This window comes from Prosthecobacter sp. SYSU 5D2 (assembly GCF_039655865.1).
Taxonomy (GTDB): Bacteria; Verrucomicrobiota; Verrucomicrobiia; order Verrucomicrobiales; family Verrucomicrobiaceae; genus Prosthecobacter.
Genome location: NZ_JBBYXL010000011.1, coordinates 242,640 through 254,166, shown reverse-complemented (window position 1 = coordinate 254,166; position 11,527 = coordinate 242,640). Strand labels below are relative to the sequence as shown.

The window sequence follows — 11,527 nt, the reverse complement described above, 5'->3', positions numbered from 1 at the left end:
GCATCGCCAGACCAGGTTGGAACATGACCGGCAACGCCGCGTGCCAGCAGCACGGACGGCGCGGAAAATACGTGTCCAGCAACAGCCATGAGAGCCTTCTGGAGGAACCCGGTTCACCACGCTCGAAGCCGCATAAAATCAAGGATCCAGGCATTTTCCGCTTGACGACTTTTTTTCAGAGAAGGGTGCGATAATTGACAGAATGGTCATGGTCACCGCCTCCACTGCCTCATCCGGGAGGGGTGATCTGGACGGATGTGCTTCGCGTGGATGCGGGCTAGGGCGTCCGCGCTCCGTTGGGTCAGAGGAGTTCTTTGACTTTGGTGGCGAGGGAGTGGGCGAGGGTTTGATGTTGGGAGGCGTCGAGATGGACGGCGTCCAGGGGGCTGGGGGTGAGGAGGGGCGGAGGGGGGGGCGAGGGCCTCGTAATAACGGGGTAGCTGGGCGCTGCGGGCGGGGCCGTCGTTGACGCGGGCGGCGGTTTCGGGGAGGTGGGTGAGGTCGCCAATAAGGGGCGGGCAGACGAGGAGGAGCTGCGGCGGGCGGTTGTCGGGCCGGATTCGCTAGTGAGGATCATGCGGGCGAGGACGCCGGCTCCGGCGGCGATGTCGCTGGGAGGGAGGTTAAAGAGGGTTTTGAGGTCGTTGGTGCCGAGCATCAGGATGACGAGGTCGATGGGCTTGTGGCTCTCCAGGCAGGCGGGGAGGTAGTATTTGCCTTTGCGGGCGATGTTGAGGGGATCGTCACGGACGGCGGTGCGGCCGTTCTGGTCTTCCTCAATGATGCGGTAGGCGGGGCCGAGGAGGCGGGAGAGGACGCCGGTCCAGCGGACGTCGTGGGGATGACGGAGGGGGAAGGGGCGGTGGTGCTGGCGGGGTCGTAGCCCCAGGTGTTGGAATCGCCGAAGCAGAGGATGGTTTTCATGGGGCGCAGATGTCAAAGGAGGGGATCAGAATTTTTAAACCATCGCCGCAGTGACGGGACAGGCTAATGCCAGCAATAAGCATGCATATTTCAATCCCCAATCCTCAAGCCTTCAAGCCTCCGTTTCTGCCATTAGTGAGCATTGCTGGGCATCAGTGGTTTGTTTGGGTTTGGGAGTGGCTGGTTCAGTTCCCACCCTTTGTGCTCTCTGTGACATCAGTGGTTGGATTGGAGGGCGCAAAAAAGCCGGAGTTTTTAAACCACAGGTGACACAGATATACACAGACAGGATTGACGAATGACGAATGACAATGATTCCGCGAAGCGCGGGACGAATGCAGGAGTGAGTGGCCGTGGTCAGGTCTATCGGGATGCGATATGATGGGCCAAACCTGCGGGTTGGTCTTGAGCGAGGGGCGTTCGGTTTCCTGACCGGAGGTGTGGCGTGTCAAGACTCGCCGACTCTCCGGCTACTCATGGGGCAGCCCTGCGAGCTCAGGGATCTAAAATCTGTGCCTGTGCTGGGGCTGTGCTGGGGGCTTGGCCGGAAGTCTTGGTTACGGTCTGCCTTTTCACAAGCCGACCTAACAGGAGGTGTGACTAGATAGGGCGACGGGCAGGGTTACTCCCGGGCTTCGTGGGTCCAGAAGGAGTAGAGGTGGCCTTGGGTGAGGTGGAAGCGGAATTGGACGGGGCGGCCGCGGATGGGGTCGAGGGTTTCGGTGCCTTTCCATTGGACGGACTGGCGGGTGGAATCGCCGGTGAGGGGGAGGCAGTTTTCTTGGGTGAAGGGGGGGATCGGCTGGCCAGATTCGTCGAGGATCTCGACACGGAGCTCGCCCTTGGGAGCGGCGAGATTGACGTGGAGGTGGCGGCCGTTGAAGGCGACGGGGCGGGTGGTGAGGGTGGCGGGTTTTTCACCGGCCTGCATGGAGGCGAAGCCGTCGCGGCGGAGGATGGCCATGCCGACGGAGGCGCCGGTGTACATGCCGCGATGGCCATTGGGCGCGATGCCGGAGTAACCGGTGTAGGGGAACCAGATTTCGTCTTCTTTCACAATGCAGACGCCGGTGGTGCCGTGGATGTAGGCGCGGTCCCAGTCGCCGTCTTTGCGGGTGGCGGCGATGAAGGGGCGGCGGTCGGGGCGGTCCCAGTGGAAGCCGTCGCGGCTGAAGCCGAGCTTGATCTCGGTGGTCTTGGGGAAGTTGCCTTTGTCACATAGTTTGTTATCCGGGCCGAGGTGGATGTAGAACTGGCCGAGCATGAGGCTTTCATAAGCGACGGCATTGAGGCTGTAGAGCTGGGCGGGATCGCCGATGGCAGGATCGGGTTCATCGAGCTTGTCGGCATTGGTCCAGAAGACGGATTTGGACCAGTCGGCTCCTTTGATGAAGTCGCTGCTTTCGGAGTACCAGCGGTTGCGGCCGTGGGAGCCGCCCTGCTTAATGCTGAAGCACCAGACCTTGCGGAAGGGGTTGTAGAAGAAGGAGCAGTAGTCGCCAGCCTTGCCGGTGGGGACGCCCTGGGACCAGACCTTGCCATCAGCGGAGGTCTGGAGGGTGTGGGGGCCGGGGCGGCGGTCGGTGAGGAGCTTGACACGCTCAAGGGGATTTTTGACGTGGATGTCCAGCCAGACGCTGTTGTCGCCACCAGCCCATTCCGGGCCGGGAGGGAGGAGGAGATTTCCGCCGACGGTGCCGATGTCCGGACGGGTCCAGGTGAGGAGGTCCGGGCTGGTGGCGAGGGCGAGTCCGCCGCGCCAGCCGGCGGTGTAATACATTTTATGCAGGCGGTCCTGGGGATCATAAAAGACGCCGCCGTGGCCGAGGTAACAGACGGCCTCCTGGTCACCTCCGAAGCCGGAGGGCTTGAGTTCGGCTTCGGTTTCGGCTTTGAAGACGGGGTTGTTTTTGTGCTTTTTGGCTTGGTGCCAGGTGCGTTCCATCGTGGTGCTTTCGATGAGGAAATCATCCACGAAAAGCTGTCGGCCGGTGTTGATGGGGATGACTTTTGGGATGTCCTTTAAATAGGGGACAGGCATTGGCTCGTAGCTGTTGGGGTCGCCTTTTTGCGGCGGCCATTCTTGGGGGAGCTGGATGCCGTTGTAGAGGCGGGGGCCGATCTTTTTGCCCAGGGCTTTGCTGACCATCATCTTGGTCTGCGAGGCTGTGGAGACGAGCTTGCCGGCGAGGATGTCGGCCTCGGTGATGCGGTGCAGGAGGATCTCGCGTTCTTTGGAGCGCTCGCGGTCATGGACGATGTGGATAATGCCATCCGGGGACTGAAAGCCATCGGGATAGGAGACGCCGTTGCGCTCATCCAGGAGGAGGCCGCCTTTCCAGGATTGACCATCGTCCTCGGAGAGGAAGGCTGTCATGTGGCTGCGGCTTTTCAGGGTCTCGTCAATGCGGCCGTTTTTGACGAGGACGAGGTTTCCGGAGGCGAGGCGGCGGATGAAAAAGCGGGCGCTGAGGTTTTTGATTTGGGAAAGCTGCGGCTCGGTCCAGGTGCGGCCCTGGTCGCTGGAGTGGCTTTCGGAGATGCCTTTGCTGGTGCGGGCGAGCATCCAGAGGCGGCCGTCTTTGAGCTCGACGACCATGTGCTCATCAAACTGAGTATAAGGGAAGGTGACGCCGCCACGGCGGGTCCAGGTGGCGCCTTTGTCCGTGGAAACGAAGACGTTGGCCATGCGGACTTCATCGAGATCGGCGTAGCCGTTTTCTTTGAGTTCGGGCACGCCGATTTTATCGCGGCTCCAAAGGGAGATGGGCAACATCCACTCGCCATTGCTGAGGACAGTGGGCTTGTTCAGGGTCATGCCGTGCCAGATGCGGCGGGGCTCTGACCAGACGGGCGTGTCGGCATCGGGGTTGTCGCAAGTGATGGCCCAGAGGCCGGCGCGGCCATCGAACATGGCGAGGGACTGATCATAAAAGAGCCAGAGGCGGCCGGTTGGGTCGGTCCAAAAGTTGCCGACAAGGGCGCTGACCTCCAGGCCGGTGGGCGCATCCGGCGGGTCAATGACGAGGCGGGGCTTGGACCAGGTCTTGCCTTCATCATCGCTGGTGGCGGCGACAAAGTAAGCGCGCGGGCTGTCCCCCCCCGCGACCCAGGCGGCCCAGATGCGGCCCTTCGGCGTGCGGTCGGCCCCGATGACCATGGCGTAATCCCGCTGCTCGTCGGAGTATTCAGGACCGGGGCTGGTGTTGATGACGGTGGGCTGGAGCGGCAGGTCCAGGATGTACTGGGGAAGGGGGCCATCGTTTTGGGCGAAGAGCGTGAGGGGCGCGGCGAGGGCGAGGAGGAAGGGGCGGAGATTCATGGGGAGAGTTGGCGAAATGGGTGAGTGGGTTTGGGGTGCCAATTTTTTACAGGATTAACAAGATTTCAGGATTAACAGGATTTTGATTTGGGTGGTTGGGGGCTGAATTCGACGTGACAGGCTTTTTGTTATGCTTGCCTGGCTTTTTCTGAATCTTGTTAATCCTGAAATCATGTAAATCCTGTATCATAAAGCCTGCCCTATCCCTGGTTATGATTTGGCTGATTGGAGGTTGTTTAGGAAACCCTGCCGAAGCAGGGAGAGGTCGGAATCAATGGCCAGCCAGGTGAAGCCGAGGGTGCGCATTTTTTCGAGGTCGGAGGGTTGGCGGATGAGGATGCCGGTTTCTTTGTGGTGCTGGCGGGCGGCGTCGGTGACGAGACGGAGGCAGTCTTCATAGGGGAGGGAGGACTGGCGGGCTTTGAGGTCGTGGTCGAGGTCGGCTGGCCCAACAAAAAGGGTGTCAATGCCTTCGATGGCGGCGATGGCGGCGGCGTTTTCGACGCCTTGCACGGTCTCGATCTGGGCGAGGATGAGGGGACGGGGCGTGGCGTCGGTGGGGGGATTCAGGCCGTAGCCGTAAACGGGGACGGTGCGGGAGAAGCCGCGATGGCCGCGCGGGGAGTAGCTGGCGGCCTGGACGATGGCCTCGGCCTCGGCGGCGGTGTTCACATGGGGCACCATGATGCCGTGGGCGCCCCAGTCGAGAACGCGGGCGATGAGGTCGGGGTGCGGGGCACCGACGCGGACGATGGCCTGGGTGGTGGAGCCGCGAAGAGTACGCAATTGGTTAGGCAAGGCGGCCTCGGATTCGCAGCCGTGCTCGAGGTCCAGAAGCACCCAGTCGTAGCCGCAGGCGGCGGCGAGCTCGGCGATGACGGGGGAGCCGATGGAGAGCCAGGTGCCGGTGTGGATGGGAGAGATGGACATGGGGTGGAGAAAGTGGAAAGGAGGCTGAGAGCGGGCCTTTTTTACAGGATTAACAAGATTGCAGGATTAGCAGGATTTTTTCGGGGAGGGGGAATTGTGAAATTGGGTAACAGGATCTTGGATGGATCGCATCACTCGGAGAGTGATGAGTACTGTACTGCCGGGGGGCGATGGAGTGATTGGGTAATTAGTTAGGCTTATTGAAGAGTATGGATTTCGTGGTCTTGGAGGAGGCCGTGGAGGGCGGTGCGGAGGCGGGAGCGGGTGAGAGTGCGCAAATCAGAGCCGTTGCTGCCGGAGTTGATGAGGAAGAAGCCGTCGCTGCGGTCGAAGTAACCGGCGCCGACGCGGATGACGGACTTGACGATCATGTTGCGCAGGAGGTGCATCCAGAAACGGCGGCGGTGGTCGGTGGGCAGGGGCTTGATACGCGTGTAACCTTCGATGGCATTGGCGATGACGGGGCCGTCGTGGAAGCAGGCGAGGAGGGAAAGGTCGTCCATGGGATCGCCGGAGATGGAGTCGTCCCAGTCAATGAAGGCGGTGATTTCATGCTCGCTGCCGAGGATGTTCCAGAGGGCGAGGTCTTTGTGAACGAGGCAACCGTGGTCAAGGGCGAGGAGGGATTCGTGATCGGCGATGGCCTGGCAGATTTCCTGGGATTCGGCAGCGAAGAGGAAAGCCTTTTCGGTGAGGAAAGCGAGGTGACGGTCGAGGTTCAGCAAGAAGTAAGCGGCGTAGGTGTCGTGGTAGCCGGTGAGGACTTCGCGACCGCTTTGAAAGGGGCCGAAGCCGGTGACGGGCACGCCCTGCCAGCGGGCGACGGCGCTGCCGATGTCCTGGGCGATGCGGGGGAGGTCAAGCTGGCCGAGCTTGTGCCAGTGGTTCAAATCTGGCTGCGAAATGAGCTCCATGATCTGCCAGGCGAAGGGGACCTCGGTGCGGCTGGCATCCACGCCGATGACCTGCGGGGTGGGCAGGCCGAGGGAGCGCACGGCTTCCTGCACGCGGGATTCGGTCTCGATGTAATCATCCTGCTCGGGGCCGTCCTCGATGCGGATGAAGCGGGTGTCATGGCCGATGCGGGTGATGAAGGTGCGATGGTTGCCCTGGCCGCCGCCTTTGGTCAAACTGATTGTTAGGCCGGGGTGATGTGATTGAAGCAGGGCGTGGACTTGGGCTGAGAGGTCCTCCGTGGCGGCGAGTGCGGAGGTGCCGTGGAAGGCGGCGGGGCGGTCGCACTTCCAGTAGTGGATGTGGCGGCGGCTCATGGGCAGTTTTTAGATGGCGAATCTGCCGAGACAGGCGTGGGGCGGGCGCGCCAAAAGGAGGCGACGAGGGCACCGAGGATGTTTTGCATGATGGCGCTGAAGACGGCGGGGACGGCGGCGAGGGGCTGGGAGGTAAAGTGAATGGTGGACAGCGTGGTGGCCATGCCGCCGTTTTGCATTCCGACCTCGATGGAGACGGTGCGGGCGACATCTTCTGAGTAACCGACAAGTTTAGAAACCATGTAGCCGAGGGCGAAACCAAAAGTATGCAGAAGAAATACGGCAAGGGTCATCTTGATGGCATTCTCGGCTAGATTTCCAGAGTTAGAGGCGACGATGCCGCCGGTGATGAAGCAGATGGCGATGACTGAAAGCAGGGGGCCGAGCCAGGCGATGCGGGCGACAGTGCGGGGGAAGCGCCAGTTCAGCAGGACACCGGCGATGACGGGCACGACGACGGCCTGGAGGGTGGTCTTGCACAGGCCCCAGGCATCCACCGGTACATACTGGCCGGCCAGGGTCTGGCACCAGAGCGGCGTCATGATGAAGGCCAGCAGGGTGGAGGCCATGGTGAGGATGACCGAGAGGGCGACATTGGCCCGCGCCAGGTAGGTGATCATGTTCGACGCGGTGCCGCCGGGGCAGCTGGCCACGAGGATGAGGCCGATGGCAAAACCGGGCTCCAGCTTCATGACATGGGCGATGCCCCAGCCGATGAGGGGCATGAGGGTATATTGGGCGACAAAGCCGAGAGCGACGCAGCCGGGCATCCGAAGCAGGCGGCGGAAGTCCTCCACGGTGAGGGTGATGCCCATGCCGAGCATGACGGTGGTGAGCGCCCAGAGGATCCACTGGCCGGAAAACCAAGCCAGGGCTTCCGGACGCAGGTAGCCGATAATAGCAAAGAGGATGAGCCAGACCGGGTAGAGGCCGGTGAAACGGTTGATGATGTTTTGCATCCGCGTGGAATGTCAGGGGAGGGGAGGCAGTTTGGCGCTGTAATGGACGGCGCGGTGGCGGTTGTCATCGTAGGCGAAGTGCAGCCACTGCCTGTCCGCGCTGACAAAACCGTCCGGGTAGTTAAGGCGGCCTTTGGGGCCATCGGACGATTCGGGGACGAGGACGCGGCGGTAGGGCCAGGTCTTCAGGCCGTCAAAGCTGATCCACAGGGACAATGGGCTGCGGTGACGCGGATTCGGATTATGCAGGATGGCCACGGCATCGCCGCCCAGGGGATAAAGGGTGGCCTTGCTGCCGGGATTGGGAATGTCCGTTTTGCTGGCGAATTCGGGCCAGGTTTTGCCGCCGTCGGTGGACTCGGCATAATAAAGGACGCCGCCGAGACGGTCGCCCCGGATGATCATGGCGATGCGGCCATCGCTGAGCTCGACGATGTTGTTTTCCGCCCAGCCATAATAACGGTCATTTGTAGAAAGACGAATGTTGCCGTGCTCGCTCCAGGTCTTGCCGCCATCGCTGCTGATGAGCACGCCATTGCGCGGATTGCTGACGTAATGGAAGAGCGTTTTGTGCCAGGGTTTTTCCTCCGGCGGCGGTGGCGGCACATCTGGGCCGGGGCCGACATAATGCTGAAAGGGGATAATGATGCGGCCGTCTTTGGCCACGATGTGGTTGCGGATGAACGTGTAATTGTGCAGGCGGCCAGGGACGGGCTCGGGTTTGCTCCAGGTCTGGCAGTTGTCATCGCTGTGCATGATCCAGGACTTCCAGTCCAGGCCCCAGGTCTGAGAATGGGTTGAGAAAAAGGCGGTGCAGCGCTGGCCATGAACCATCAGCTCCGTCAGGCCTTGGCCGATGGTTTTGCCGGAGCGTGGCAGGCTTGTATCCACCGGCTCCAGCGGGGACCAGGTCTTGCCCTGGTCGGTGCTGCGGGTGATGCCGATGTAGTTTTCAGGAGAGGGTTCAAAGTCGCCCCCGGCCAGGATGGTGAGCGCCCAGGAGCCGTCGGGAAGCTGGCGCAGGGTGGTGTCGCAGACCATTTTGTTAGGCGTGATGCCGTCGTAGGGAATGCTGGTGCGGTCCTGCCTGGCGTCTTCCAGGGCTTGTTTTTTCCAGTCAACGGCGGAGGCCGGGGGCAAGCTGGCGAGCAGTAAGGCGATGAGAAGAAAAGGTCGGCGTTTCATCAGGTTGGTTGGCGGTATAAACGACGGACGGGAGGGTAATCCTTGTGGGGAAGGGGGATAGAACGTGTTATGTTAACATTGGTATACCTGCAAAATCCCCTATCATCCGCTTGAAGCGCCGCTTGCCAGAGGCAGAAAGGGATTCCAATGTCCCGGCTCCCATGCCCAAGTACATCGTCACCATCGGCCTTGAAGTCCACGCGCAACTGACCACGCAGAGCAAGATGTTCTGCGCCTGCCCGGTCATGGTGGGGAGCGAGCCGAATACGAACACCTGCCCGACCTGCCTGGGCCTACCGGGCGCGCTGCCGGTGCTGAATGAGGCGGCGATTGAAAAGACCGTGCTGGCCGGGCTGATGCTGGGCTGCAGCACGCCACCCGTGGTGAGCTGGGACCGGAAAAACTACTTCTACCCGGACATGCCGAAGAACTACCAGATCACCCAGATGCCCTTTCCACTGTGCCTGGGCGGGGGTGTGCCGCTGTATGACCTGGCGTATCCGAAGGATGCGCAAAAGAGCATCGCGAATCCGGGCAAGGTGGTGAAGCTGACGCGCATCCATTTGGAAGAGGACGTGGGCAAGAGCACGCACCATGACAAATTCACGACCCTGGATTTCAACCGCGCAGGTACGCCGCTGATGGAGATCGTCAGCGAGCCGGACATTGACAGCGCGGAGGAGGCCTTTGCCTACATCACCAGCCTGCGGCAGATCCTGATCTATGGCGGCGTGTCCGATGCAGACATGGAAAAAGGCAACCTTCGCTGCGATGTGAACATCAGCGTGCGGCCGGAGGGCCAGACGGAGCTGGGCACGAAGATCGAGCTGAAGAACATCAACTCCATGTCGGCGGTGCGGCGGGCCATTCACTATGAAACCGAACGCCAGATCGGCTGCCTGGAGCGCGGTGAAAAGCTGGTGCAGAGCACGCTGCGCTGGGACGATGACCGGGGCGAGACGACGATGATGCGCAGCAAGGAAGATGCGCATGATTATCGCTACTTCCCGGACCCGGACCTGATCCCGCTGCGGACGGAGGCGATCCTGGAAAAAATGCGCGCGCAGGTGCCGGAGCTGCCGCATGAAATGCGTGCAAGGTTTGAAAAGGATTATGAATGCAGTGCTTACGATGCGGGCGTGCTCACCGGGGTTCCTTCACTTTCATCGTATTTTGAGTCAACTACTAAATCCAATACTGAGCTGAAGCCAAAGAAAGTAGCGAACTGGTTAATAAATGAGTATCTTGCTCATTATGATCCGCAGGTTGAAATAAAATATACTTCACCCGCAAATGACGGGTTTGTCATAAGCCCATCTACGGGTCCTTTTACCTTGTATCATAATCCTGCAGCCACTTTGCCGCAATTTGATACATCGCACTTTCCAATTACAGGGCAGGCGTTTGCTAATTTAATTCATGAAGTAGAAGTAGCTGGGACCATTTCAGCAGCCCAGGGAAAAGTTGTTCTGACAGAAATGATTGAAAGAAGAGAAGAGGATCATAAAAAAATCATTAATGAGAAGGGTTTTAAAGTAGTGAGCGACACCGGTGCCCTGGAGGCCATCGTGGAGCAGATTCTGGCGGCAAACCCGGACAAGGTGGCCGAGGTAAAAGGCGGCAACGAGAAAGCGATGAACTGGTTCACCGGCCAGGCTATGAAGGCCAGCCAGGGCAAGGCAAACCCGAAGATCGTGACGGAGATCGTGCGCAAGAAGCTGCTGGAATAAGGCGGAATCTGGCTCGGACGGAGCGCCGCTTTCCCCGGAAAAGCCCGGATCCTGGGTGGCGTGAACGTCACCGCCGGCCGCCTGCGGGGCCGTTTTTTCCTTTGCAAGCCTGTTCCCCCCCTCCTATAAACTCTACCCCCGATGTCCCAGGCCTCCCGGCCGGGGTGTCGTGCTCACCGCTTTTCAACCCAACCCCACACCGCCATGGGCCACATCTACAACAACATCGTCGAAACCGTCGGCAAAACACCGCTGGTCAAATTGAACAAAGTGACGGCCGGTCTGAACGCCACCATCGCGCTCAAGTGCGAGTTCTTCAATCCCCTGGGCAGCGTCAAGGACCGTATCGGCATGGCGATGATCGAAGACGCCGAGGCGCGCGGCATCCTGACGAAGGACACCATCATCATCGAGCCGACCAGCGGCAACACCGGCATCGCGCTGGCGTTTGTGGCAGCGGCCAAGGGCTACAAGCTCATCCTGACCATGCCTGAGACGATGAGCATGGAGCGCCGCACCCTGCTGGCGCTTTTGGGCGCACAGCTTGTGCTGACCCCCGGCCCCCAGGGCATGAAGGGCGCCATCGCCAAGGCGGAGGAGCTTCTCAAAGAAACGCCAAACGCCTGGATCCCTCAGCAGTTTGAAAACCCGGCCAATCCGGCCATCCACATGAAGACGACCGCCGAGGAAATCTGGGAAGATACGGATGGGAAAGTGGACATCCTGGTGGCTGCTGTCGGCACCGGCGGCACCATCACCGGCACCTGCGAGGTGATCAAACCGCGCAAGCCCAGCTTCCAGGCCATCGCCGTGGAGCCGGAGGCCTCTCCCGTAATCAGCCAGACGCTGGCGGGCGAACCCGTGCAGCCAGGGCCGCACAAGATCCAGGGCACCGGGGCCGGCTTTGTGCCGAAGAACCTGCACCTGAAAGACAGCGCCGGGAATGCGCAGATCGTTGAGTGCATCAAGGTCAGCAATGATGACGCCTTTGCCATGGCCCGCCGCCTGGCTAAGGAGGAAGGCATGCTCGTCGGCATCAGCACCGGTGCCAACGTCGTGGCCGCCATCGAGGTCGCCAAGCGCCCCGAAAACGCCGGCAAGCTCATCGTCACCATCGCCTGCTCCACTGGCGAGCGTTATCTCTCCACCGCCCTGGCGGATGAAGCCCGCGCCCAGGTGGGTGCCTAATCCCATTTTCCCCTTAAA

At 60.8% G+C, this 11,527-nt stretch carries 8 protein-coding genes; 2 read left to right on the top strand and 6 right to left on the bottom strand.

Annotation, left to right across the window (positions count from 1 at the left end; translation table 11 throughout):
• Window positions 1-301: 301 nt before the first annotated feature.
• The 6 genes from WJU23_RS19285 to WJU23_RS19260 form a co-directional block, all read right to left on the bottom strand.
• Window positions 302-940, bottom strand: a complete 639-nt coding sequence (locus WJU23_RS19285; RefSeq protein WP_346334252.1) for a GDSL family lipase — start codon at window positions 938-940, stop codon at window positions 302-304.
• 606 nt (window positions 941-1,546) lie between these two features.
• The gene (locus WJU23_RS19280) at window positions 1,547-4,246 is read right to left on the bottom strand and encodes an exo-alpha-sialidase (RefSeq protein ID WP_346334251.1); all 2,700 of its coding nucleotides are present in this window, start codon (window positions 4,244-4,246) and stop codon (window positions 1,547-1,549) included.
• Between the two features lie 210 nt (window positions 4,247-4,456).
• Window positions 4,457-5,176 carry an aldolase/citrate lyase family protein gene (locus WJU23_RS19275; RefSeq protein ID WP_346334250.1) on the bottom strand — a complete coding sequence of 240 codons (720 nt, stop codon included), beginning with the start codon at window positions 5,174-5,176 and terminating at the stop codon, window positions 4,457-4,459.
• Between the two features lie 197 nt (window positions 5,177-5,373).
• A complete protein-coding gene (locus tag WJU23_RS19270; RefSeq protein WP_346334249.1) occupies window positions 5,374-6,447 on the bottom strand; it encodes an aminoglycoside phosphotransferase family protein in 1,074 nt (357 codons plus the stop codon).
• Window positions 6,444-7,406: a bile acid:sodium symporter family protein gene (locus WJU23_RS19265; protein ID WP_346334248.1), complete on the bottom strand. Its 963-nt coding sequence runs from the start codon at window positions 7,404-7,406 to the stop codon at window positions 6,444-6,446. The genes WJU23_RS19270 and WJU23_RS19265 overlap by 4 nt, the downstream gene beginning before the upstream one ends.
• 12 nt (window positions 7,407-7,418) lie before the next feature.
• The gene (locus WJU23_RS19260; protein WP_346334247.1) at window positions 7,419-8,591 is read right to left on the bottom strand and encodes a sialidase family protein; all 1,173 of its coding nucleotides are present in this window, start codon (window positions 8,589-8,591) and stop codon (window positions 7,419-7,421) included.
• Window positions 8,592-8,752: 161 nt separating this feature from the next.
• Here WJU23_RS19260 and gatB point away from each other — a divergent pair, with 161 nt between their 5' ends.
• Both gatB and cysK read left to right on the top strand, forming a co-directional pair.
• Entirely contained in the window at window positions 8,753-10,321 is a 1,569-nt protein-coding gene (gatB, locus tag WJU23_RS19255) for an Asp-tRNA(Asn)/Glu-tRNA(Gln) amidotransferase subunit GatB (RefSeq protein WP_346334246.1), read from the top strand.
• A 204-nt stretch (window positions 10,322-10,525) separates the two neighbouring features.
• Window positions 10,526-11,509 carry a cysteine synthase A gene (cysK, locus tag WJU23_RS19250; RefSeq protein WP_346334245.1) on the top strand — a complete coding sequence of 328 codons (984 nt, stop codon included), beginning with the start codon at window positions 10,526-10,528 and terminating at the stop codon, window positions 11,507-11,509.
• The last annotated feature ends 18 nt before the right edge of the window (window positions 11,510-11,527 follow it).